The sequence below is a fragment of the Longicatena sp. genome, assembly GCF_982403165.1.
Genome location: NZ_CEVYEL010000016.1, coordinates 1 through 25,165, shown reverse-complemented (window position 1 = coordinate 25,165; position 25,165 = coordinate 1). Strand labels below are relative to the sequence as shown.

Annotated in this window: 27 protein-coding genes and 1 pseudogene; 23 read left to right on the top strand and 5 right to left on the bottom strand. The window is 35.4% G+C overall.

Annotated elements, in window-relative coordinates; genetic code table 11:
• Positions 1 to 49 precede the first annotated feature (49 nt).
• Positions 50 to 607, bottom strand: coding sequence for a peptide deformylase (gene def, locus AC1VS3_RS05305; RefSeq protein ID WP_008688008.1), 558 nt, complete (start codon positions 605 to 607; stop codon positions 50 to 52).
• A gap of 168 nt (positions 608 to 775) precedes the next feature.
• Here def and AC1VS3_RS05300 point away from each other — a divergent pair, with 168 nt between their 5' ends.
• The 4 genes from AC1VS3_RS05300 (at position 776) to AC1VS3_RS05285 (ending at position 4,428) form a co-directional block, all read left to right on the top strand.
• A complete protein-coding gene (locus tag AC1VS3_RS05300; RefSeq protein ID WP_008978507.1) occupies positions 776 to 2,011 on the top strand; it encodes an FtsW/RodA/SpoVE family cell cycle protein in 1,236 nt (411 codons plus the stop codon).
• 25 nt (positions 2,012 to 2,036) lie between these two features.
• Entirely contained in the window at positions 2,037 to 2,633 is a 597-nt protein-coding gene (gene rsmD / locus AC1VS3_RS05295; protein ID WP_318250316.1) for a 16S rRNA (guanine(966)-N(2))-methyltransferase RsmD, read from the top strand.
• A gap of 188 nt (positions 2,634 to 2,821) precedes the next feature.
• On the top strand, positions 2,822 to 3,313 hold the full coding sequence (gene coaD, locus AC1VS3_RS05290) for a pantetheine-phosphate adenylyltransferase (RefSeq protein ID WP_008688011.1): 492 nt from the start codon (positions 2,822 to 2,824) through the stop codon (positions 3,311 to 3,313).
• Positions 3,314 to 3,546: 233 nt separating this feature from the next.
• A complete protein-coding gene (locus tag AC1VS3_RS05285) occupies positions 3,547 to 4,428 on the top strand; it encodes a hypothetical protein (protein ID WP_008688017.1) in 882 nt (293 codons plus the stop codon).
• Between the two features lie 123 nt (positions 4,429 to 4,551).
• Here AC1VS3_RS05285 and AC1VS3_RS05280 read toward each other — a convergent pair whose 3' ends face one another.
• The 3 genes from AC1VS3_RS05280 to AC1VS3_RS05270 form a co-directional block, all read right to left on the bottom strand.
• Positions 4,552 to 4,950, bottom strand: a complete 399-nt coding sequence (locus AC1VS3_RS05280) for an HIT family protein (RefSeq protein WP_008688019.1) — start codon at positions 4,948 to 4,950, stop codon at positions 4,552 to 4,554.
• Positions 4,951 to 5,019: 69 nt separating this feature from the next.
• A complete protein-coding gene (locus AC1VS3_RS05275) occupies positions 5,020 to 5,904 on the bottom strand; it encodes a peptidylprolyl isomerase (protein ID WP_008688021.1) in 885 nt (294 codons plus the stop codon).
• Positions 5,905 to 5,916: 12 nt separating this feature from the next.
• Positions 5,917 to 6,918 carry a peptidylprolyl isomerase gene (locus AC1VS3_RS05270; RefSeq protein WP_008688023.1) on the bottom strand — a complete coding sequence of 334 codons (1,002 nt, stop codon included), beginning with the start codon at positions 6,916 to 6,918 and terminating at the stop codon, positions 5,917 to 5,919.
• Positions 6,919 to 7,109: 191 nt separating this feature from the next.
• Between AC1VS3_RS05270 and sufC the strand changes: the two genes are divergently transcribed.
• The 16 genes from sufC (at position 7,110) to sigK (ending at position 21,678) form a co-directional block, all read left to right on the top strand.
• A complete protein-coding gene (gene sufC, locus AC1VS3_RS05265; RefSeq protein ID WP_008688025.1) occupies positions 7,110 to 7,928 on the top strand; it encodes a Fe-S cluster assembly ATPase SufC in 819 nt (272 codons plus the stop codon).
• Between the two features lies 1 nt (position 7,929).
• On the top strand, positions 7,930 to 8,718 hold the full coding sequence (locus tag AC1VS3_RS05260) for a SufB/SufD family protein (RefSeq protein WP_008688027.1): 789 nt from the start codon (positions 7,930 to 7,932) through the stop codon (positions 8,716 to 8,718).
• Positions 8,711 to 9,943: an aminotransferase class V-fold PLP-dependent enzyme gene (locus tag AC1VS3_RS05255; protein ID WP_008688028.1), complete on the top strand. Its 1,233-nt coding sequence runs from the start codon at positions 8,711 to 8,713 to the stop codon at positions 9,941 to 9,943. Before AC1VS3_RS05260 ends, AC1VS3_RS05255 begins: the two co-directional genes overlap by 8 nt.
• Positions 9,944 to 9,957: 14 nt before the next feature.
• A complete protein-coding gene (gene sufU / locus AC1VS3_RS05250; protein ID WP_008688029.1) occupies positions 9,958 to 10,404 on the top strand; it encodes a Fe-S cluster assembly sulfur transfer protein SufU in 447 nt (148 codons plus the stop codon).
• Positions 10,401 to 11,798: a Fe-S cluster assembly protein SufB gene (sufB, locus tag AC1VS3_RS05245; protein WP_008688030.1), complete on the top strand. Its 1,398-nt coding sequence runs from the start codon at positions 10,401 to 10,403 to the stop codon at positions 11,796 to 11,798. The genes sufU and sufB overlap by 4 nt, the downstream gene beginning before the upstream one ends.
• On the top strand, positions 11,795 to 12,325 hold the full coding sequence (locus tag AC1VS3_RS05240) for a 5-formyltetrahydrofolate cyclo-ligase (protein ID WP_008688031.1): 531 nt from the start codon (positions 11,795 to 11,797) through the stop codon (positions 12,323 to 12,325). The genes sufB and AC1VS3_RS05240 overlap by 4 nt, the downstream gene beginning before the upstream one ends.
• Before the next feature lie 341 nt (positions 12,326 to 12,666).
• Positions 12,667 to 14,124, top strand: coding sequence for a GntR family transcriptional regulator (locus AC1VS3_RS05235; protein WP_226906207.1), 1,458 nt, complete (start codon positions 12,667 to 12,669; stop codon positions 14,122 to 14,124).
• Positions 14,125 to 14,471: 347 nt separating this feature from the next.
• Positions 14,472 to 15,101 carry an SGNH/GDSL hydrolase family protein gene (locus AC1VS3_RS05230; protein ID WP_008688034.1) on the top strand — a complete coding sequence of 210 codons (630 nt, stop codon included), beginning with the start codon at positions 14,472 to 14,474 and terminating at the stop codon, positions 15,099 to 15,101.
• 86 nt (positions 15,102 to 15,187) lie between these two features.
• Positions 15,188 to 16,366, top strand: a complete 1,179-nt coding sequence (locus tag AC1VS3_RS05225) for a D-alanyl-D-alanine carboxypeptidase family protein (protein ID WP_008688035.1) — start codon at positions 15,188 to 15,190, stop codon at positions 16,364 to 16,366.
• 79 nt (positions 16,367 to 16,445) lie between these two features.
• The gene (locus AC1VS3_RS05220; protein ID WP_008688036.1) at positions 16,446 to 16,607 is read left to right on the top strand and encodes a hypothetical protein; all 162 of its coding nucleotides are present in this window, start codon (positions 16,446 to 16,448) and stop codon (positions 16,605 to 16,607) included.
• A 129-nt stretch (positions 16,608 to 16,736) separates the two neighbouring features.
• Complete coding sequence (locus AC1VS3_RS05215) at positions 16,737 to 17,054, top strand: anti-sigma factor antagonist (protein WP_008688037.1); 318 nt, start codon at positions 16,737 to 16,739, stop codon at positions 17,052 to 17,054.
• A complete protein-coding gene (gene spoIIAB, locus AC1VS3_RS05210) occupies positions 17,051 to 17,485 on the top strand; it encodes an anti-sigma F factor (RefSeq protein ID WP_008688038.1) in 435 nt (144 codons plus the stop codon). Before AC1VS3_RS05215 ends, spoIIAB begins: the two co-directional genes overlap by 4 nt.
• Positions 17,466 to 18,191 (top strand): SigB/SigF/SigG family RNA polymerase sigma factor, encoded by a 726-nt coding sequence (locus AC1VS3_RS05205; RefSeq protein WP_119957456.1) that lies wholly within the window; start codon positions 17,466 to 17,468, stop codon positions 18,189 to 18,191. The genes spoIIAB and AC1VS3_RS05205 overlap by 20 nt, the downstream gene beginning before the upstream one ends.
• A gap of 469 nt (positions 18,192 to 18,660) precedes the next feature.
• The gene (locus AC1VS3_RS05200) at positions 18,661 to 19,299 is read left to right on the top strand and encodes a GNAT family N-acetyltransferase (protein ID WP_008688174.1); all 639 of its coding nucleotides are present in this window, start codon (positions 18,661 to 18,663) and stop codon (positions 19,297 to 19,299) included.
• Positions 19,300 to 19,302: 3 nt separating this feature from the next.
• Entirely contained in the window at positions 19,303 to 20,355 is a 1,053-nt protein-coding gene (locus AC1VS3_RS05195; protein ID WP_008688175.1) for a hypothetical protein, read from the top strand.
• A 588-nt stretch (positions 20,356 to 20,943) separates the two neighbouring features.
• Positions 20,944 to 21,678: an RNA polymerase sporulation sigma factor SigK gene (sigK, locus tag AC1VS3_RS05190; RefSeq protein ID WP_008688178.1), complete on the top strand. Its 735-nt coding sequence runs from the start codon at positions 20,944 to 20,946 to the stop codon at positions 21,676 to 21,678.
• 57 nt (positions 21,679 to 21,735) lie between these two features.
• Here the strand turns inward: sigK and AC1VS3_RS05185 are convergent.
• Positions 21,736 to 22,676 (bottom strand): annotated as a pseudogene (locus tag AC1VS3_RS05185) (M20/M25/M40 family metallo-hydrolase).
• 611 nt (positions 22,677 to 23,287) lie between these two features.
• Between AC1VS3_RS05185 and AC1VS3_RS05180 the strand changes: the two are divergent.
• The 3 genes from AC1VS3_RS05180 (at position 23,288) to AC1VS3_RS05170 (ending at position 25,125) form a co-directional block, all read left to right on the top strand.
• Complete coding sequence (locus tag AC1VS3_RS05180) at positions 23,288 to 23,779, top strand: PTS sugar transporter subunit IIA (RefSeq protein ID WP_008688181.1); 492 nt, start codon at positions 23,288 to 23,290, stop codon at positions 23,777 to 23,779.
• A gap of 5 nt (positions 23,780 to 23,784) precedes the next feature.
• A complete protein-coding gene (locus AC1VS3_RS05175) occupies positions 23,785 to 24,645 on the top strand; it encodes a PRD domain-containing protein (RefSeq protein ID WP_008688183.1) in 861 nt (286 codons plus the stop codon).
• Positions 24,646 to 24,717: 72 nt separating this feature from the next.
• Positions 24,718 to 25,125: a PTS transporter subunit EIIB gene (locus tag AC1VS3_RS05170; RefSeq protein WP_481275540.1), complete on the top strand. Its 408-nt coding sequence runs from the start codon at positions 24,718 to 24,720 to the stop codon at positions 25,123 to 25,125.
• The last annotated feature ends 40 nt before the right edge of the window (positions 25,126 to 25,165 follow it).

The window sequence follows — 25,165 nt, the reverse complement described above, 5'->3', positions numbered from 1 at the left end:
TTTCATTTAACTACCTGTTTTGGGCATAAAAAATGCTCTTAATGAGCATTTATTCAATAACCTTAGCGTCTGGAATTTCCTGCCAAGGATTCGTAACATTGATATGATCATAAAACAAAGTACCATTGAAATGATCCATTTCATGTTGTAATACAATGGCGAGATAACCGCTAGCTGAAATTACGATTTCTTCATTACGTAATAAATCAAAGCCTTTGACCTTAATGCGGGCAGCTCGAGGAACGATGCCTTCATGTTCTTCTTCTACAGATAAACAGCCTTCACCGTTTTTCAGATATGCTTTTTGAATTGATTCAGAAATAATCTTAGGATTTGCTAAAGCAAATTCATAATCTTCTTCTTCATCTTTAGGAACAACAACAGCAAGCATTTTTTTAGGAATTCCTAATTGAATCGCCGCTATGCCGACGGCTGGGCGTAGGTTCTGCTTTTCTGCCAGTTCACTGTCTTGTGAGTCACGAACATATTGCAACATGTCCATTAACAATTCTTTATCTTCTTCATGCATCGGAATTGGTACGGTGACGCTTTTTTCTCTAACGATAGGATCACTATCCTTAACGATGTTATCATAATTAAAGCTCATATACAGACTCCTTTTCTTTCGTTCTTTATTTTATACGCTTTTCTTTCAGAATGGAAGAGTTTTGCTAAATAAATATTAAAAAATGATATAGAATATGATATCATTAAGAGTACATGAAAGAAAGGAGAATGTCACTTGCGGATAAAAAATATAATTGTATCTTTAAAGATGCCAAAGAAATTTGATGTGGCGCTGCAGGCAGCTGTGTTGATCCTAATTGCTTTTGGTACTTTAATGATCATTTCAACGAATGCCGGAAAGGCCGGTGGCTTACTGGTTCTGGTGAAAGTTATCCTCAAACAGATGGCTTTTGTGGTATTCTCATATGTCTTAATGACTTTTTTTGCTAATAACTTTACGATGACAAGGGCAAAGAAGCTTTATCTTTATGCTGGTTTAATACTATTAGGCTTATTGGCATTTACTTTAGTATCAAAAGAAACGTTTGGTTCTAAAGCATGGATTCAAATTCCGATTCCTGGAATGGAGGTCACTTTGCAGCCTTCGGAATTTGCTAAAATCTTCATGGTGGTTATCATGGCTGTGTATGTAGAATTGGCAGGTCGCAAAAACTATGATTTTTGGACAATTGTGCGCATTCCAGTCATATTCTTTATTGTTTTCTTTGTGATAATTTTATTTCAGCGTGATTTAGGTACGATGTTGGTATTGACGATGATCACGATAATCTGCTTTTTAATACCTTCCCATCGCAGTTTAAGAAAAGCACAGCGTACGGTAAAACTGTTACTCATAGTTGGCACAGTATGTACATTGTTCCTTATGAGTGAAACCGGAAGTACGATGGTAGCAAAACTGCCTGTTTTTAAACATGTAAGTAGTCGTGTGGATATCGCCATCGATCCTTTCCAACATCCGCATGGTGTAGGGTATCAATTGATTAATGGCTTATATGGTTTCGCCAGAGGCGGTATCACAGGTGTAGGTTTTGGTAGCTCTATTCAAAAATATGGATATCTTACACAGTCCGATAATGATTTCATCCTCTCTATCGTTGTAGAAGAATTAGGCGTGTTTGGATTAGGTATCGTAGTAATCGGCTACTTGCTTATTTTACAACGCTTATTCTATTATGCTTTTCATACGCAAAGTGAAGGCTATAAAATTATTTTGATTGGTACCGGCATGTATATTTTTGTACATTTTGTTTTGAATGTCGGTGGTGTCAGCGGATTGATACCGTTGACTGGTGTACCATTATTGTTTATATCCAGTGGCGGTAGTTCTTTGATGTCTATCATGAGTGCCATAGGAATATCTCAGGGGGTCATCTCACGCATTCGACGTCAGGGCAGTGTGAAAGTAGGCGTAGATAAAAAAAGAGCCCCAAGGGGTAGGGACTCTTTAAGAAAGGGAAGAGGAGAAACAAAGATTGGGGGGTAGCAACCATTTACTTGGTTGCACTAGTATGATGCCCATCCAATTTTGGTTTATACATAAGGAGTTGAAAAAAATGCGAATAGTTGCAGGAAAATTTCGTTCTCGTGTTATAGAGGCAGTAGATGGGGATGCGACACGGCCTACTTTAGATAAAGTAAAAGAGGCAGTATTCTCAAGAATTGGACCATATTTTGATGGTGGTGAGATGCTGGATTTGTTTGGTGGTAGTGGAAATATGTCTTTGGAAGCTATCAGTCGTGGCATATCCCATTCCATCCTTTGTGATATTCATGGCAAGGCGATTGCGACTATACGTCGGAATATTAAAACATTAGGCATTCAGCAAAATTGTGAAATATGGAAGATGGATTACAAGAAAGCTCTAGCAGCTGCTAGTGAACAAGGAAGAAAATTTGATCTTGTTTATCTAGATCCACCTTATCAAAAACAACAGATTGATTGGATCTTAACTTACTTGGAGGAACATGATCTGCTTTCTTCAGGAGCTGATGTTGTTTGCGAAAGTCTTAAAGAGGATTCCTTTAAAGAGTATTATGGAACATTAGAGCAGGTAAAAGATGCCACCTATGGCATTACGCGTATTACATATTATAAGAAGAGGTAAGGGTGAAAACTTGATAAAAATGGGGAACTTAAAAATACGGCAAAGGTACTTATTTAAATTAAGCAAATAAGAAATACCATTTACTTCCACATGCTCTATAGTGTTCTTTCCTAAAAACTATAAAACAACTAGTGGTAAGTGTGTTTAGAAAATTTGTGCCCGCATGTAGCGAAAGAATGGAGGCCATTATGAAAAAAGCCATTTTTCCCGGCAGCTTTGATCCAATCACCAATGGACATCTGGATATTATCACCAGAGCTAGCCATTTGTTTGATGAAGTTATTGTTGTCATATTAGAGAATTCAGAAAAACGTTCTGCGTTCACTTTAGAAGAGCGCCTACAGTTTATGAAAGCAGCCTGTGCGAAATTAGCGAACGTACGCATTGATCACGATACCTGTCTGACGGTAGAATATGCAAGAAAACATGGAGCTTCTGCCATCATTCGCGGTGTTCGCAGTGTGAAGGATTATGAGTACGAACGCGATATTGCTAGTATCAATCAGCATATGGCTGAAGATATTGAAACAATCCTTTTATTTGCTTCTCCTTCACAATCTTTTGTATCTAGTACCATCATTCGGGAAATGGTACGCTATGGTCAAGATATTTCCGCATTTGTGAATGATGAAGTAAGGAAGGCATGTGTACAACGTTTAAAAGATGAAGAAGGTAAATAGAAAAGGGAAGAAATCCAACACGCTTAGGATTGATCATAGCAGTGTTGGATTCTTTTATTTCATATATTCATCAACATCGTATGATTATATAAAAAGATGGTCTTGTTGAGACTTGATAAAGGAGAAATCAAATATGCGATACGTAATAAGTAAGAAATACGTAAGAAGAAAGCATGGTAACGATTCATAAAAAATGGTATACTAAATAGGAAGTCAACAGAAAGGATGAGTGTATGAGCACACACTTTAAACCGCCTGGAAAAGAGGCAATGAAAAGTAAAACCATTACCTCAATCTGTATGCTGGCAATTATCATCAGCTTGTATGCGACTTGTTATATGTTGTTTTTTAGAACAGTTGATGTTGATTTAACAAAGGACATTTCTATTGTATATGATGGAGAAAGTGGTTCTGCCAGTGTTAAGGTTTTTAATAGTATTACGGATTACAATCAACGGAAACAAGAATTTATGGATTCCGTTGCGTATAAGGTTTCACCTAAGAAGAATTTGCAAAATGGCGATACGCTTTTGATAAGCAGCACCTATGATGAAGATTTGGCGGATCAATACCATATTCATCCCATTCATACGATACGAAAGATAACAGTAGAAAATTTACCGGAACGTTTAAGCAGTGTCGATGAATTGCAACCAGCTTTTTTGAAAGAAATCAATCAAAGAGGAACCAGTTATTTAAAAAAGAATATGGAACAGATTTTAAATGAAGATTTCACTGATTTCTACATTAATTCGAAACCAGAACTACAAGAGCAAAAATTAATGTATCGTATTTTTATGGATGCAAACAAGAAAAGTAATAAAGACCGAATCTTAGATATTTATGCCATAACGGCAAAAGGTCAGGTCAATGTTTCCGCAAAAGGTGAAAAGCTAGAAGAGAAGGAAAGTACGATTTATTATATGATTACATATAATGAAATTAATACCTCTTTCATGTTACGTGAGGAAAATATCTATGGTGAAAAACTGATTTATAGTGGTACAAAAGATTTAACAAATCAAAAAGTGTTTGAAAAAGTCATTCAGAATAAATATGGGAAACAATTCCATATAACATTTTTAGATTTACCTGTGTATACCGATGACAAATAACAATGACCATGGATAGCTTCTTATATGGAATGGCATGATACGAAGCGTAATAAAAAAAGGATTCATTTCACAATTAATGGATCCTTTTTTATACCTTTATTAAGTGCTATCGTGATAACAAAGTCATACAGTCTTTAAGAGTTCAGCCAAAGCCTCTAGATCTTGTTTTTCACTTTCATGAAATTGAATGACACAAGCATCTTCCTTTGAATAACGTGGAATTAAATGGATATGGAAATGCGGAACGCTTTGTCCAGCCACTTCATTTACATTACTAAGAATGTTCATTCCTTCTGCTTGCAATGTTTTACATATTCTATTAGCCAGCTTTTGAGCAACTTCCATCATGTGTTTCAAGGTTTTACTGTCACATTCTAAAAAGTTATCATAATGTTGCTTAGGAATTACCAGAGTATGGCCCTTGGTTACTTGTGAGATATCTAAAAAAGCCATGACCTCATCATCTTCATAAAGGCAATAGGAGGGAATTTCCTTTGCGGCAATCTTACAAAAAATACACATCTTATGATCATCCTTTCTGTAACGTCATTATAACAGAATTCAGATAAAAGAAAAAGAGCGGCAACGCTCTTATTTCTGGGTAATATAGCTTTCGTTTGTGCTCTTAATCTGATTTAAGATATCAATATCATAGATTGTAAAGTTATACTTCTTCAAATAATGTTCCATCATGGTGTTTGATAAATCACTAACACCAGCAACTAAAGCGTCATTTGCTTCATCAGCAAAACTACTAGGATCAATATTTGTTAAATTGACAAGATAATAGGTTTTACCTTCTGTATCTTCAATCACTTCTTTGATAAGTCCCTTACTGGATGTTGCAGTAATTTTACTGAAAACAACATCAGGAAGTCCAGATCCGCTGAAGTAGATTTTTTCACTTCCATCATAGGTTCCTGTCTTGCCATATTTTTTAGCTACTGTTTTCGCACTATCGCCTTTTTTTAAGGCAGCAAGTGCTTTTTCGGCATTTTCTTGCTTTTCTATCTGAATCACATTCGCTTTTACCGGATGGTATTTTTCAAATAATGTTTTTTGATTGTCTTTTGCATATTTCTTTAATAATTCTTTGTTTAATAAAGAAGGGTAGCTCGCTTTTTCTAAATATTCTTCTTCACTGTTGAATCCATAACTTTTAATAGCATTTAGAAAGGCTTCTTCGCCGCCAAACGTTTTTTTCGTGGATGCCAATGTCTTTTTGGCCTCTTTTTTCATATCTTCGCTAAGCTTGATACCTTCTTTTTCATATATTTTATTTTGTACTAATTCTATTGTAGCACTGCCACCATTGCTGCCTTTTAGCAGATTATACAATTTATCTTTAGTTATTGTCGTATCGCCAACGCTTACTAATTTTTCACTGCCATTCGATATATCCGCAACGGCATCCTTACATCCTGTAAGAGTTGCCAGCATGGCGAATGCACATACGATAAGTCCTGCTTTTTTCATTTCCATGCCTCCTTATTTGCTTTCCAGGGATGCCTGGATGTCTTTTTTGATATCATCATTACCATATGTTACATCTAATTTCTTCATGGCTTCACTGATGTATTTGCTTGCTAAATCACTATTTGCGTTTTCAATAGCGCTATAGATGGAGTCTTTTGCTTTTTTATCCTTTAGGATAGCATCTTTATCGGTTTCTTCTACCTTGATCATATGCCAACCATTGTAATTGTCATTACTTTCTTTGACCCAATTGCTAACTTCACCTTTTTTCATCTTCAACGCCTGTTTCTTAAAGCTGTCTACAAAGCCTGTTGTAGAGTCCATGTATCCAAGATAGCCGCCTTTTTCAGCACTTGATGTGTCGCCTTTATCCTTATATTTCTTAGCGACTTCGGCAAAACTCATGGTCTTTAAATCTTTTTCAATTGCTTTGACGGTTTTCATCTCTTCCTCAGTAGGATTGTTAGCATCTTTCATTTTCACTAAGATATGAGAAACCGTACGTCCCTTGTTTTTCTCATAGAGCGGTGTAAATAATTCCTCCATATGTTTGTCGATGTAGTCTTTCTGCATTTTTGACATTTTTGCTTGTACGTTACAGAAATAATCTAATTCATCTTCTTGGAATCCATATTTTGCTAATTCTGTTTTCAAATACTCTTCAGCGCTCTGACCAGAACTGCTCGCCTGATTTTGCGCATTGCTGTTCAAATACTCTTTTAATTGATCTGCAGTTTTTTCAATTTCATCTGTAGATTTGACGCTTTCATCAATAACAGCTGCTTGGAAACGCAGATATAAAAGGGTATTACCACCGTTTGATTTGTACATGGAATCATACAGATCATCAGCTGAAATACTTTTTCCATTGATCGTTGCAATGACATCTTTACCATTTTCGCTTTTACCAGGGAGCTTGCCCTTATTTGTATCATAGATGATAAATACGGTAAATCCGATGAAAATAAGTGCAATCAATACAACGAACCATTGCTTCTTTAATGTGTCTATCATATAGGTCCTCCTAAACTCATACTGTTTTATTATAATAAATATGGAGATAAATTGCAATTTTTTCAAAAGGATTACGACAATTTCCCATAAACCTTCACTTATCGTTCACATTGCATAAGACTTTATAATCGTTACAATTGTGAATCAAAAGAAAATTTGGTATGATAATACTGTTTGAAAGGATGATATACATGAGTTGTTTAAAAATAGATGATCTGCATGTAGATGTGGATGGAAAACAGATATTAAAAGGTGTAAATTTGGAAATACATGAGCATGAAACACATGCGTTGATGGGTCCAAATGGGAATGGAAAAAGTACATTGTTAGCTGCCATTATGGGAAATCCCAAATACCATGTAACACGTGGTAGTATTACGTTAGATGGTCAGGATGTCTTAGCCATGGAAGTAGATGAACGTAGTAAAGCTGGACTTTTTTTAGGTATGCAATATCCAAGTGAGGTTAGCGGTGTTACGAATTCTGATTTTTTAAGAGCGGCAATGAATGCAAGAAGAGAACGTCCGATTCCTTTATTCACGTTTATCCGTGAAATGGAAAAAACAGTAAAAGAAATGGAAATGAAACCGGATTTGGCACATCGTTTCTTAAATGAAGGGTTTTCTGGTGGTGAAAAGAAACGTAATGAGATTGTTCAGATGAAGATGTTGAAACCATCAATTGCAATGCTTGATGAAATAGATTCAGGCTTAGATGTCGATGCATTGAAATTGGTAGCTAAAATGATCCATGAAATGCAAATCGAACAAGGCATGGGATTGGTCGTAGTAAGTCATTATGCACGCTTTTTGGATTTATTAAAGCCAACACACGCCCATGTTTTAGTGGATGGTGCTATTGTGGTCAGCGGTGGCAGTGAGTTAATAGAAAAAATCGATCAAGAAGGTTATGACTGGATTGAAAAGGAATATCATGTGCAGGTCGTAAAGGAAGAAAAGAAAAAAGTTGCGTTGTTGCAGCAATGTGCTGCAGGAACCAAAGGTGTTTAATATGGAACTGCATGTATCAACATCTGGCTTTCAGGTGATAACGCTTGATGATAACGAAACACAATTTAATCTTCATGTAGACAAACACCTGAACGTAAAACTGGCAATTCCATATGGTGGTATAGAGGCATTAAGAACCTCTTGTATTGAATTAGAAGAAGGAGCTTCCCTTACGATCTTGATGAAGAATGTAAAACAGCAAAAGAATATGTTGAATCAGCAGGCTGTTTTACATAAAGATGCAATATTAACAATCGCCTATTGGGAAATTGAGGATGGGGCATCACAGATTAGACTGGATGTACAATTGATGGAAAGTGGTGCGCAGGTAATGGTGCGCAGCGCTTGTATTGCCAAAGAACAAAAAGACTTTTATGTGAAATGTCATCATGAGGTAGCACATACGAAAAGTCAAATGGAGCATTATGCGATCGTCGAAGATGAAGGTAATTATCGCATGGAAGCTATTGGTAAGATCGTTAAGGGTGCACATGCCAGCGAATCGCATCAGACAACACGCGTTTTGACTTTGAGTGATCATCACAACAGTGAAGTTGTGCCTGTGCTTTACATTGATGAAAATGATGTAAAGGCAAGTCATGCGACGACGCTTGGGCAACCGGATGAAAATCAATTATATTATTTACAATCACGCGGATTAAGCCGTTCACAAGCATTAGGTCTTTTGACAGTCGGCTATTTAATGCCTATCAGTGATTTGTTTGATGATGCGACATATCATGATGAAATGAAAAATGAAATCGAAAAGAGGGTGGGATTGCATGCTTAATGTAGAAAACATCCGTCAGGATTTTCCAATGTTGCAAGGAAAAATGATGCAACAACATCCATTAATTTATTTAGATAATGGAGCAACGACGTTAAAACCACGTGCTGTGATTGATGCTGTTGTTAAATATTATGAAGAGTATGGTGCCAATGCACACCGTGGAGATTATGATCTCAGTTATTTTGTAGATCAGGAATATCAGCAGACAAGAGAAGATGTGGCAGCTTTCTTACATGCGGAAAGTGAAGAAATTGTCTACACATCAGGTGCTACAGCTGGCTTAAACATGGTGGCTTACGGTATTGGAGAACGTTTGCTGCAAGAAGGCGACATCGTTTTAAGCAGTGAGGCAGAGCATGCCTCTTGTGTATTGCCGTGGATGCGTGTGGCTACCAAATGTCATGCTAGCTTAGCCTACATCCCTTTACAAGAAGATGGACGCATCGATATGGACATGCTGGAACAAATGATGAATGAGCGTGTCAAGGTTATTGCATTAGCACATATTGGCAATGTACTTGGCTATATCGCACCAATGAAGGAAATTTGCGCCCTGGCCCATCGTTATGGAGCTATCGTTGTTGTTGATGCTGCACAAAGTGCGCCTCATATGCCAATCGATGTTAAAGATATGGATTGTGATTTTCTGGCGTTTTCTGCGCATAAGATGTGTGGACCTACTGGTGTTGGTATCCTATATGGCAAGAAAGCATTACTTGCGCAAATGGAACCAATGCTGTTGGGCGGTGACAGTAATGCACGTTTTGATGTTTGTGGAAATATCCAGTTAAAGGATGCCCCCTATAAATTTGAAAGTGGTACACAACCAATCGAAGGTATTTTTGGATTGCATGCAGCCATACGTTATTTGCAGGCAATTGGGATGAAAGAAATCCATCGTTATGAACAACAATTGCATGCGTATGCTGTAGCCAGATTGAAACAGATGGATAATATTATCCTTTACAATGAAAACAATGATACCGGCATCATCACCTTTAATGTGAAAGGGGTGTTTGCACAAGATGCGGCTACCTTCTTTAATGCAAATGGTATTGCCGTAAGAAGTGGACAACATTGTGCTAAATTATTAAATGAAGTATTACAGACAAGTGCGACGATTCGTGCCAGTTTGTATTTCTATAATACCAAAGAAGAGATTGATCGTTTCTTAGCTGTATGCGCAAATGCAACTATGGAAACATGTTTAGATGTATTTTTCTAGCAGGAGGAAGTAAGATGAATAATTTCATGAACGATCCCATGATGCTACGTTCGATCATCATGGATCATTACGAATATCCCAGAAATCATGAATTGAAGAAAGAGGATGGCTATCTACAGAAACATATGGCCAGTGAATCTTGTATCGATGATATTTATGTGCAAAGCAAGATAACAGATGGAATCATTGAGGATATACGTTTTGATGGTGTGGCATGCACCATTTCAACTTCCTCAACTTCCATCATGAGTGAGCTTTTACAAGGGAAAACCATCGATGAGGCAAAAAAAATAATTGCTAATTATTATCAGATGATTGATGGCAAAGATTTTGATGAAAATGTTTTACAGGAGGCGATTGCCTTTCATAACGTAGGAAAGCAAGCAAATCGCATCAAATGCGCTACGATCGGCTGGAAAGCAATGGAAGAGCTGATTGAGGAAAGCGAGGCTAAAAAATGAGTGATATGCAGATACCTAGTGAAGATTATAAATATGGTTTTCATGATGAAGATATAAGCCTTTATAAAACGAAACAAGGATTAACAGAGGAAACAATACGGGAAATATCTCGTATTAAACAAGAACCAGAATGGATGCTGAATTATCGTTTACAAGCATTCGCTAAATTTATGGAAATGCCAATCCAGGATTGGGGACCAGAACTTTCGCGACTGAATTTTGATGAATATACATATTATATCAAGCCTAGTGATAAAACAGAGCAACGTTGGGAAGATGTACCAGAAACGATTAAGGAAACGTTTGACAAGCTGGGAATACCAGAAGCAGAAAAGGAATTCTTAGCCGGAGTGACAACACAATATGATTCCGAAGCTGTATATCATAACATGTTAGAGGAAGTAGAGAGAAAAGGGGTGATTTTTCTTGATACGGATACAGCTTTAAAAAAACACCCTGATCTTTTTAAAAAGTATTTCGGTAAGCTCGTACCGTATACCGATAATAAATTTGCAGCTTTGAATAGTTGCGTTTGGAGCGGAGGAAGTTTTATTTATGTGCCTAAGGGCGTTCATTTAGAAAAGCCGCTACAGTCTTACTTCCGTATCAATACCGAACGTATGGGGCAATTTGAACGTACGCTGATCATTGTAGATGAAGGTGCAGATGTACACTATGTAGAAGGCTGTACAGCACCGATTTATTCAAAAGATTCATTGCATGCGGCGGTTGTTGAAATTTTCGTTCATAAAAATGCCAGATGTCGCTATTCCACTGTTCAAAATTGGAGTGATAATATTATCAATCTAGTTACAAAACGTGCAAAAGTTTTTGCGAATGGCAGTATGGAATGGATCGATGGCAATATCGGATCAGGTGTCAATATGAAATATCCTGCTTGTATATTAGCGGAACCATATGCAAAGGGAATTTGTGTTTCTATTGCTGTAGCTGGGAAAAAGCAAATCCAGGATGCTGGTGCGAAAATGATACATCTGGCAGAAGATACGTATAGCAACATTATTTCAAAATCCGTATCACGAAATGGCGGTGAAGTAAATTATCGCGGGTTGGTATTCCATGGTCCAAAGGCACAACGGGCGAAAAGCAAAGTGGAATGTGATACCTTAATTCTTGATAAACAATCTCGCAGTGATACGATTCCAACGAATGTTTCAAAGAATAAGACAAGTCAGATTGAACATGAGGCAACGGTTTCTAATATCAGTGAGGAACAGCTGTTTTACCTCATGAGCCGCGGTTTATCACGAGGACAGGCAACTGAGATGATTGTAATGGGCTTTTTAGAACCATTTACCAGAGAATTACCAATGGAATATGCAGTTGAATTAAACCAGCTGTTAAAACTGGATATGAGTGATTCTATCGGATGATGAAAGAAACTGTGCGAAAGCTTGCTCTTGCTCGTCGTAATGCTTTGACGCAAAGGGAGATAGCATGCAAAAGTAAAGCCATTGTCCAACGCTTAGAACCATATTTAAAAGGTACCATTGCCTTATATCGTAGTTATGGCAATGAAGTTTGCATAGATGATGTACATCTAAAGAGCTATGGGCTTCCAGTAGTATTACACGATACTTCCATGTGTTTTCGCATGTGGTATAAAGGTTGTAAAATGAAAAAAGGAGCTTATGGAATTCAAGAGCCAATCGAAGGAAAAGTGCTTTTGGCTGATGAACTGGATGTGATCGTCGTGCCAATTGTAGCCTTTGATGAACATCTATATCGTTTGGGACATGGAAAAGGATATTATGATCGTTATTTGAAACAATGCAGGGCTCTTAAAATTGGTGTGGCTTTTGACTGTCAACAGGTTGAAAAAGTACCAATAGAACCACATGATGTGTGTTTGGATATGATTATTACAGAAACATGCATACGTAAGAAAGATCACTTATGATCTTTTTTTCATGCTAAAAGACAAAGCATACATAGCAGTGCTATGCTAGACTTTAAGTTTTCTTCATTTTCAAGTTTGATGCAAGACTTATTATCAATCGACATACACATGTTTAGAAACTATCAAATGTTCAACCATACATTACTAAAAAATTATATATAGTTATACGACAAAAGGTAGTAAGGAATACCATGTGAAAGCAATATAAAACGAAAGAAAAGGCAGTAATCGCAAATATGTGTTTACAGAATATGTAATTTTTATTTTATGTTATGTTTCTGTGTTGCTTTTTATAGAAATGAGTGGTATATATTACTATATGTTATAACAATTAGAAATATATGGAAAGAGGTGTAGAGATGGAACAAGAAAAGACATTATATGAGTATGTTTACCGCATGATTTTGCATACGATTCATAATGGAAAATATCGTTATAATGAAGAACTTCCATCTTTAAACACCTTATGTAAAGCGTATGGTGTTGGGCGTAATACCATGCGCACAGCATTACAAAAATTGCAAAGTCATGGTTATGTTGTGCTTGAAAAAGGCAGCCCGGCTAAAGTGTTGTTTGATATTAATGATTTTGATAACAATGTACAATATCGCCAGACTATGCTAGACTCTTATCAAATGATTTATGATGTTTTCACGGTAATAGAATGGATCATGCCGGATATTAGTGTTATTTGTATGCGTAATGCAAGCAAAGAACAAATAAAGGGATTAGAAGAAAAGGTCATTGCGTTATCACAACGTCAGTTGGTGAATGAAATTGACGTCTATGAGTACCTATATGATCTTTATCTTTATGTATTATCTTTTTTAGATAATCCGATATTAAATGATTTGTTTTTAACATTAATGAATTCTCTTACTTTACCGCTTGTTCAAAACGAAGAAGAGCATAAAAAATTAACAAACAATTTTGATGCTATGAAGAAAACCTTTACGATAGCTCTGCGTTTTGTATTAAAGGGAAATGATTTCATGCTTCGTAAATTAATCTATGCATTATGTAAAGGAATAAAGAATATTACTTTAAGTTATACCAAACGTTTGACTCAGGGGATGACGATAAAGGAAAAGGCGAAATTCAGTTGGGTCAGCAATCGCTCACAAGAATATTTATACACACGTGTAGTAACGGACATCATGAACGATATCAAAACAGGTATTTATCATAATGGGGATTTATTGCCATCTTTGGCAAAGCTTGCGACACTGTATGAAGTCAGTGAGCGGACAAGCCGTAAAGCGGTCAAAAAACTGAATGAATTTCATATTGTCAATACAATAAACGGCATTGGCAGTCGTATTCAACTCGATGATCAAACGATTAAAGATTTCATGAAGAGTGCAGATGATCATATGTTGAATGGGTTACAGCATTATCGCCATAGTTTGCAGCTGTTGGATTTATTTGCTGGTTTTATATTTCCGCATGTACAAAATCAATTTAATAAAGAACGTTGTCAATCATTAGCTGATAAAATAGGTGAATTGGATGTGTTTACATTCGATGAATACTTCCAGCTTCTTTTCACAGAAGAAAATGATTGCCTGCGGGTAATTTATGAAGAGCTGAATAAACCTATGAATTGGAATTTGATAGCTTGTATCATGGCTGATAAACAGGAGATGATTAATGAAATTAAAGCCCTGCAACCACTTTATTGTGAGCATCTACGAAAACGACATTTTCATAAGATGAATGAAATCATGCATCAGGTTTTCGCAATACGCTTGCAAATGGCAGATATGGCAATTGCTGCTTGTCAAAAAGCGTTCCAATAAGACACCTTATTTTGAAATACTATTTAGAATAATATGATACTCATAACTCCAAAACGGCAGTAGACATTACGATATTTTATATTATGTGAAAGGCAGATGTTAGTAAGCATCTGTTTTTATATTGCTTTGTTAAATTATAACAACAGTATATCATACAACAAAAAGAATTTATTTGGTAAAAATATAACCATTTGTTTTTAGAATTCTTGTTATGTTTTTTATATATAATTGCTTTTTACGGTCAAAAATCTACAAATTGCTTGAAAATTCAACTATATATTATATAATTTAAGCAGTACTATATAGTTCAAGGTGCGTTGTTAGGGAGAATTGAGGTGAATGGTGGCATGAATGAAACAACAACTGCAAAAAAAGAAAAAACATATGTAAATTATCTTTCAGAAAAAAAACGAAATAAGGCCATTTATGCGATGTTGCCTTATTATGAAAATGTCATCATCTTAGGGGATTCATTAGCAGAGTCAATTCTGGATTATCGATTATTACGAAAGAAAAATGTTATAGCGAAGCGAGGGCGCTGTGTGGATATGATTGAGGGGGATATTCAGCGGGCCATTTGTATGGCTCCGGAAATGATTATTTTGGAGTATGGAAAAAATGATATCCTACATTTTCGGGATAATTTTACTTCTTTTATTACCTTGTATCGTAAGCATATCCATACATTAAAGGAAGAATTGCCGGAAACAACATTATATGTCAACTCTTTAATTCCTATGGGACAATGTCAATTAGAACGCATTGGTGGTCTGGAAGTATTTAAAACGTGTAATAGTCTATTACAATTGATGTGTGAAAAAGAGGGTATAGGATTTATTGACAACACAGCATTAATCGAATGGAAAGATGAATTGTTTGAATTTGATGGTATTCATCCCAAATATCCATTCTATCCCAAATGGCTGTATCATATGGCTGACATCTTGGGACTTTTAAAAAGAAATTTTATTATATGACCGCATATTTTGCGGTTTTTATTTTCTGCAGGGGGTTTAGGTATATCTTTCTATTCTTTCACATAGGCTTTATTGAGGTTGATACCATGAAAAAAATGATACTTTGCTGTATGGTGGCAGTGTTGAGCATGACGATGCTGACAAGTATACATGCAGATGAGAAAACAAAACAAACGACAAAAAACGATCCCCAAATTGCTCAGAACGCGAAATCCGCCTACTTAATGGAATATACAAGTGGGAAAGTTATTTATGCTAAAAATGAAAAGGCGAAATTATATCCAGCTAGTATGACGAAAATGATGGGTCTATTACTTATTTTTGAATCTTTGCACGATGGTAAACTGGATTGGAAAGATGAGGTTACTACGAGTGCATATGCTGCTAGCATGGGAGGCAGTCAGGTATTCTTGGAAGAAAATGAAACCATGAGTGTAAAAGATATGATAAAAAGTATTTGTATTGCCTCAGCCAACGATGCTATGGTTGCCATGGCCGAAAAAGTAGGAGGAAGTGCTGAACATTTCGTTGAGATGATGAATGAAAAAGCCAAAAAATTAAATCTTTGTAACACCCATTTCATGAATCCTACTGGCTTACATGATCCACAGCATTATACCTGTGCTAAAGATATGGCAATTGTTGGGAAAGCTTTAATTAAGGAAGGCGGAGATGATTTGTTAAAAATCACTTCAACATATGATGCCTATATTCGCGAAGATAGTGAAAAAGCTTTCTGGTTGGTAAATACAAATAAATTATTAAAACAATATCCTGGCGTTGATGGCTTGAAATCAGGCTTCACCTCACAAGCGATGTCCTGTATCACTATTACCGCAAAAAAGAAAGATTTACGATTAATAGCGGTCGTTATGGGAGAGCCTAGTTCAAAAGTTCGCAATGGGGAAATCAAGCAAATGCTAGATTATGGTTTCTCACAATATCAGCAAGGCTTATTATATGCAGCAGGTACTAAGATGAAAACAATACCAATTGAAAATGGAAAGCCGCAAAAAGTAGATGTGTTAACGGATAAAGATTTAGTTTATGTGTTTGAAAAAGGCAGTGAGCCAAAGGAAACGGCGAAAGAAATTTCCTTACGTAAAACACATGCGCCTTTTAAAAAGGGAGAAATTATTGGTAAGGTGCAAATTAAAATGAGTGATGGTTATACTATGGAAACGGCATTGAAAGCTGCACATGATGTAGCCGCGCTAGATTATACTGATTTATTTATGAAAGCCTTAAAAGATGTTTTTGCGTAAATATCCAAAAAAAGGTTTGCTACGCTCATCATAACGATGCTAATTAAAGGCATACTACTTCTGAAAAGAGGGATAATTGATGAGTGTTATGTGGACCATTATTGGATTTATAGCGATATTAGCATTTCTATTCTTAATATTTGCTGTTGTAAGATCAGCAGCACAATCAGATCATATGCCTAATTATGATGAAGAATATGCAAGTGATTTCTTTGATGAACAAGAAGATGATATGTATTAAAAACGGATAAGATATATCCGTTTTTTCGTGTGACAGAATAATTACTAATTGTCGAAGTGAAACATCCTTTGTCGAATATCCCCAAGGATAAGAGAATTCATGCTAAGATGAGCTGCGGAGGGATAAAAGATGAAACATCAATTTAAAGATGGTACCCTATATTTTTATTTTTATGGGGAACTGGATAATCTGACAGTTTGTAATTTGAAGCAAATATGTATCGATTTAATCGATCAGTATCAACCAAAAACTGTCAAACTGGATTTTGAAGAAGTGAGTTTTGTAGATAGCACGGGTATAGGGTTTGTTTTAGCTCGCTATAAGCAGTTGCAAAAATATCATGGTGAGTTGATTATTTGTAATTTATCAAAAGTAAATCATCGCATTTTTGCGATGAGTGGAATTTTTCAGTTAATGAAAGAGGAAAGAAATGGGGTAAAACTATGAACAAGATGACATTGGAATGTTTGGCGCATCTGGAAAATGAGGCATTTATCAGAACGAGTGCTATCGCTTTTTTAATGCCATTAAATTTATCCATGGAAGATTGTATGGAAATCAAGACGATGCTGGCAGAGGCTGTTGTCAATGCGATGATTCATGGTTATGAGGGAAATCATGAAGGGATTGTTCGTGTGCATGTATCTTATGATGAAAATCAGATCGAAATTATCGTTGCAGATGAAGGCTGTGGAATCGACGATATATCACAAGCTATGCAACCATTATTCACCAGCAAACAACACTTAGAACGAAGTGGTATGGGTATGACAATTATGCAGACATTTGCTGATGATTTTCATATTACAAGCGAAAAGGGAAAAGGGACTGTCGTCACATTACGTAAACGGATTCAACATGAATGTGTCAGCGAATAATGAAGAATTGATTCAAAGAATCAAAGATGGGGATGAAGAAGCAAAAAGTATTTTTGTAGAAAAGAACTCACCGTTAGTATATTCTATAGTTCGTCGTTTTTCTCGTCAACGCATAGCCATTGATGATTTGTTTCAAATTGGATGTGTTGGATTAATGAAGGCTTTGAACAATTTCGATACAAGTTATCAAGTTAAATTTTCAACATATGCAGTGCCCATCATCATGGGTGAAATCAAACGCTTTTTTCGTGATGATGGAAATATGCGCATATCGCGTTCATTAAAAGAAGGTTATTTGCAAATGTCAAAAAAGAAGGAAGAACTTTTGCAGAAATTGAATCGCGAACCAACTTATCAGGAAATTGCCGACGCTTTGTCAATGGATGTTGCAGATGTTATCTTAGCCTTTGAAGCGAATCAGTTTGTTTATTCTTTAGATGAAACTATTTATGAAAACGATGGATCGCCGATATTGCTAGAGGATAAGGTGAGTAATCGCAAAGAAGAAGATGTTGTTATGAAGGTGTCTTTGCAAAATGAGATTGCGCATTTAGAACAACGGGAACAATTGTTATTGCACTATCGATATGATCTGGGAATGAAACAGGAAGAAATTGCCAAAAAATTACAGATATCTCAAGTACAAGTATCACGTTTAGAAAAAAAGATATTATTAAAATTAAAAGAGCGCCTTATGGTAACATGATGAAATTCCTTTTCGAAAGAAAAGGAGTTGATGGATAGAGAATGTAATGGTTTGATCATCGTCTTTTGGTTTTTGTATTGATGAAAGAAACGAATCTTAATTGGTTATGCTTTTACGGTAGCAACCAAAGACAGTATCTTTCTTTTTGCAAAAAACATAATGTGTATATGGGCTTATGGCATTTTCGGTGTTCTTATTATAAGTCTTTGGCTATAAAAGTTTTTTCTTATGTTTTGCGTGTGTTAGCTTTAGCGTTTGATGCTTAAATTAAGTAGAGGACTTAGGCTTTTTACATCATCTTATCGTGTAAGACTTCATTTTATCTGTTGATCATATGTAGCATGATTGATTACTCAATATAAAAAGAAAGCTCTTGTTTTGTTGCGCGCAAGATCTTTTCTTTATCCTTACTTGTGCTGGTTTTAACACCTGTGATATAATAAACGGTAGCAGAAATGGATGTGAAAAGATGAATTTGGAACATGTATATCATTTAAGTGATGATGAAATCAGCGAAATTTACCATAGTTTTGCGGATAATTTCTTTCATGATGACTTGTATCGGACGATTTTTCCTTCAGAACCATCACGTCGATGGGCTTTGCCATATCTGCTGAAACATTATTTACAGGCAGTAAGACCATATTGTTATTTTATAGCGGATAGTAAAGACTTGAATTGTGTTATGGTTCTCTTTGACAGTACTTTGGAAAAAACGCTGTTATATCGTTTGCGATTATTACATCTAATTATAAAGCTTATACCAATTGCTGTAGGTGTTCACTCTATTCGCAGTATTCATCATGCTCTTGATTGTATGGATATGTTCACTAGCAAATGGACGAGAGAATTTGTGAATGGTGCATATTATCATGTGGATTTATTATACACAGATAAAGCAATGCGTCATCATGGTTTGGCGGGACATCTCTTACAGGAAGTAAAACAGGAAGCAATCAAAGAACATCGCGATATCACGTTAGAGACACATCATAAAGATAATTTACCATTATATGAACAAATTGGTTTTCATCTGATGAGTACCATTACTCATGAGGAATATGATTTAACGCAGTATTGTATGCTGCTTAGGACAAGTGAGGAATAGCTTATGTATATCAAACATCGTGTACAAAACTTTTGGAAATATTTTATATTAAACCGTGAAGAACTAGAGCATGCGTTACGAGAAAATGATCACCATGAGATTACACATCTCTTACAAGATTTAAATGAACATTTAAAAACGATTTGTGCGTGTGGCATGGAAGTTGAGATGAGTGATACAGGTTTTTATGAAATGACCTTTACACCACAAGGAAATAAGAATGCGCAGTTTGCCACAGCATTATTAAAAAAGGATGCTCCGCAAGCATTAAGTGAAGATTGGATCATTAATGCCGTACGACCACCATTAAGTGAGCGTGCTATGCATACGATATTACGTATAAAAGATAAAGAAGTTACTGGTGCTGATTTTCATGTTTATTATACGATAAATGAAATAAGCAAAACGCTCGATATCAAAGTATATTGCGAGGCTTTAAAAGATGTGGAGGAAAAGCGTCGTGAGTCGATGGTTGCTTTTATGTTGGAGTTATTCATTGGTGAGTTAGAATTTGAAGCACGCATATCAAGCATCGAAATCATAGATACACCAGATGAAGAGGCAGAAAATTTCTGTTTATTGCCAAACCTGTATGAAGATATTTGTGATATTATCATTGATCAAGATTGGATGGAATATCATGATCCATTATCTATTTACATGGCTTATAAACTTGATGAAAAGCCAGTTAGCGAAACATTGCGAAAAGATATGAAATTAATCGTAACGACGAATCCACAGCTACAAGAAGAACTCTTAAGCGATAGCTATGAAATGTGTAAGGAGTTCAAAGACTGTGGTGGAGAATATGGATACTTCTATTATGAAAAGCTATATGAGGATGAAAAAGAAGCATTGGTTCGTCAACAACTGGAAAAGGAAATAAATGAACTTTTATATGAGATGTCGATTGCCAGAACGATGGGTGGCGCTGTTGGTATTTATTATTCTTATATTGATGTAGCTATTTTTGATAAAGATGCTTTTGCTATCGCATTAGCAAAAATCAATGAAAAGATGAATTTTAAAGTTTATTATCAACCTTTTTTGAAATAAGCTACATGTAATGGGTATTGATCATGGAACTTTCATTTAATAAGTAAGTATTAAGAAAATGACAGACCATTAAGTTATTTGATGCGTAACGTATATGGTAAATACGATACCTAATTGTAATTTTTTGTGGTTTATCAAAGCATATAAGTCTTAAGGATGGATCGTTTATCGAGTTTGTTATCTATCCATAAGACTTTTTATTATCTTTTATTGTATGGGATAAATGAAAAAGGCTAGCTTTGACATAGGGGATGAAAGCAAACTTATTAACAAAACAGTACAAAAGATCATGTAAAAGAACATCAGTTTTGATATTCTTGAAATGGAAATGAAGTAATGATTTTTTGGAAAAAGCTGCAGTGAATTTTTATGAAATTACAAAAAGCAGCTATGAGATAGGATAGCAGCTTGGTAAGTATTACTTAAAACCAAGCGTTTAAGCGATATCAGCGTTTCTATTTTATATTTTGCAATAGTATAAAAAGCTTGTTTCAAATAGCTTACTTACATACTTACGACACATTATCACGAATCTTGATTAGACATATCTTGATAAGATTTTTCATATACTGACAATAGGTGATGGAAATGCTGTTTCCGATATTTGAGATTTTAAGCAGTGCTCTTGGATATGTCGGCTATATACGTTCAAATTCTTTTTTACAACCTTTAGATAAAGAAGAAGAAGCACATTGTATTGCCGGCTTAAGCTTGCAGGATGAGGAATGTCGTAATAAATTAATTGAACATAATTTGCGACTAGTAGCTCATATCGTAAAAAAGTATGATATCAAAAAAGAACAAACAGAAGATTTAATAAGCATTGGAACTATAGGTTTAATCAAAGCAATTGACTCTTTTAAACCAGAAAAAGGGCATAAATTAACTACGTATGCTTCGCGTTGTATAGAAAACGAAATATTGATGTATTTACGTAGTTCTAAAAATTATTTTCAGAATGTATCGCTTAATGATCCTATTGCAACGGATAAGGATGGAAGTGAGATTACGCTGATTGATGCAATCAGTTCTCCGCAAGAAACAAGTATCATTGAAGATATGGTCGTTGAAGATAATATCAGTAAACTAAAACAATTTCTACATGTTTTAGATTCCAGGGAATTGGAAATCATTACGAAACGATTTGGTTTATACGGTGTAGAAGAAGAAACGCAGCGAGAAATTGCCAAGCAATTGCATATTTCCAGATCATATGTTTCACGTATTGAAAAAAGAGCTTTTATGAAATTGTATCGTGAGTTTCAAAAAGAAGAAGCAAAGCATGGCGAAAAAGAACCACGGATTAATATATTTAAAGAATAAAAAACCTGAGAACAGTATAACATTTGAAATGTCTCTGTTCTCAGGTTTTTATATAGTTTATTTGCTTAACAGATAGGCATATAATAATTTTGCCGTTTCAACAACACTATCAATATGACAGCGTTCCAATCCATGACTTGAAAAACATCCCATGCCAAAGGCGGCAGCATATACATTATTACCAGCACGTATTGCGGCACTGGCATCTGTTCCATAATGATAAAAACATCCACACAATAATGAATATTGTTTGTTTTTGCTAATTGGATAAGCTTACTGGTCAAGCCGCGATCATAGGGTGTATAATTATCCTTTGCGCAAATGGATACGCTATATTCATCTCCTAAATGATCTGGGCCAATCAAGCCGATATCCAAAGCTACATATTCTTCAACTTCAGGAGGCAGCCAAGCACCACCATGTCCGATTTCTTCATAAAAGGGGAAAGCAAAGAGCACATTGTAATATGGCTTTTTCTGCGCTTTTTGTAAATTCTCCAGTACGGCAAAGACAGCACCTACTGCCGCTTTGTCATCTATATGGCGTGACTTGATAAACCCTTTTTCGGTATAATGATAATTTGGATCAATGGAGATGATATCACCATGTTCAATACCTAAGGCACGAACATCTTGTGCACACTTGACATGCTCATCTAATACGACCATCATATTACGTTCTTCGCGAACAGCACTTCGTGCATCATCAAATACGTGTGTGGAATGTGAAGTACAAGCAACCAATCCGCTATAGCATTTGCCATCGCGAGTATGAACATGCACACATTCTCCATCAATGTTATTATAGTTAATGCCACCTAAATTACGCAGTGCCAATGTACCATCCTCATTTATATGACGTATCATCAAACCAATGGTATCTAAATGTGCACCCACACATATGGTTTTTTCTGGATGTTCACCTTCTACTTTAATATAGATGGTGCGCTTGCGATCATAACTGACCGCATAGCCAAATTCTGTAGCTAAGGCTTCCATGACGGGTGTGATTTCTTCATAATAGCTGACAGGGCTTGGCGTTTCTATCAGTTTTTTGGTTACACGCTCAATTGTTTTCTTATTAATTTCCATACAGATTACCTCTTTTCTGAAGATTATTTTAACAGTTTTTCAGAGGAGATACAAGTAAAGCTGAAAGCTGTGATGGTGATTATTAACAATTGTTAAAATTACGCGATATCCAATTTTTCTCAATGTGAAACTACGTAGTTTGATAAGAGAGCCTTAGGAAAGAAAAGGTAAGTTTTTGTTAAAACCACAGGGGAGCTTTGATCCTGAAAATAGTAGTCTAATGTATGTATATTGCAATAGAATAAGCTTTTGCCATATGCTTAAAAGCAGCACCATGAAAAAGCCATGTATTAACTATATCAGTATCTGTGATATAGAAGTGATCATAGGATTATTTTTGTTGTATTCTTGGATATTTCATAAAATAAAAAATAGGTGTTGCAAACGCTTCCATACCTTGCTATACTATACATGTATAAAGGTTAGCGAATTAAGGAATCAATCCATTTACTTAATGCTAGACCACATCATATATTTGATGTAGTGTAGCCTTTTTTTGTTCTCTGGAGGTATGAAGAATGCGAATTTCGATATTTAAAAATCAAAAAGTAAACGAAACAGAAATCGTTTCACCGTGTGAAGGTAAGTTAAAACGTTTAGAAACATCTAATGATGAAGTTTTTGCATTAAAAACACTTGGCGAAGGATTCTTTGTAAGAGCCAGTGATTCACAGATTTATGCTCCTGTTTCAGGTGTTGTTACATCAATCTTTCCGACTAAACATGCCATCGGAATACAAACAAAGAATGGAATGGATGTAATGTTACATATTGGTGTAGATACAGTAAAACTACAGAAAAATACGATTGAAAGTAGGTTACAGGTACATGACGTAGTAAAAAAAATGCAGCCTATATGTGAGATAGATCTTATCACATTTAAAAAATTGGGGATACTACCGGATGTTTATGTATTTGTCACAAACAGTGCTGAATATGATATCAAAGCAATTAGAGAAGAACAGGATATTTATGAGGGGGATGTTGTATTGAAATGTATTAGGAGGTAATTACAATGAAATACTTCTATCTAAAATCGATTAACAATAATGCTATTAGCGCAATGGATGAACATCATCACGAAGTGATTATCTTAGGGAAAGCAATAGGTATTAAATGTAATCGAACAATCCATTCACTTGTGGATAAACAACTTATCGAGCGTATCTTTGTTAGTGATACTAGTAATAAAAAATATATCGAAACCATTTTGAATAAAATGCCTTATGCATTATTTATGATCGTTGAGAAAGTCATTAAAACAGCGGAAGAAGATTTACAAACGAAATTTAAAGACGTGTTGTATCTATCGCTTTTAGATCACATATACTTCGCCTATACGACATGGCAAGATAAACAGAAAATAGAGAATCCATTGCTAAATGAAATTAAGATGTTTCATACGAATGAGTTTCATGCCGCATTACATTCCATTGCTATCATCAATCAAGCGTTACATACAGATTTTGATGAACATGAAGCAGCCTTTCTTGCTTTTCACTATATCAATGCGTTATCTAATTTAAGCAGTTTGCAAAACAAAACAATTATGAAGGATTTGGAAAGGACGGTAAATTATATTGATACATTAACAGATTATACACTTGATAAAAATTCATATTTATATGGAAGATTATTGATTCATTTAAAATGTTTATTCAATCGTCTTATTACGGATGAGAAGAAAACATTCGACAGGACGTTTATGGATGAGGTTTCACGTTCTTTAAAGATAGCACATGGGGAAGAATGGGAATATGCTGCTAAGATATCTGATTTTATGAAATCTGAACTGCACTTAAATGTAAGTGATGAAGAAGCGGCATATTTGACAATGCACATCGTCCCCATTTTAAAACAGAAGGGAGGAAAATAAAAAAATTATACAGTATGTTTATATGTTGATGTCATAAAAAGGTTAGCAGTAGAAAGAGAGAGGTGTAAAAACATGGCAGACTTTAAAAACATGGCAAAGGAAATTTTGAATTGTATTGGTGGAGTAGATAATATCAAAGAAATGTCACATTGTATGACACGACTACGTCTTAATTTGAAGGATGATGCGAAAGTTAAAAAGAATGAATTGGAAAAAATTGAGGGTGTGATGCGGGTTGTCGTCATAGGTGGACAATATCAAGTCGTATTGGGTGGAATTGTAGATGAGGTGTTTGCAGAAGCAAGTACACTAGTTGGTGATACTGTAGATGTAAATAAAGAAATGATTCAGGAAAATTTAGATGCGGATGTTCCTAAAAAAAGTAAATTCATTGAAAATCTGATAGCATTATTATCCGGAATTGTCAGTCCTATTATACCGGCAATGTTGGCAGCCGGTTTCATTGGGGCTCTAAATTAACGTGGGGTTGAGCGAAAAAAGGCTCTAAATTATTGTGGGG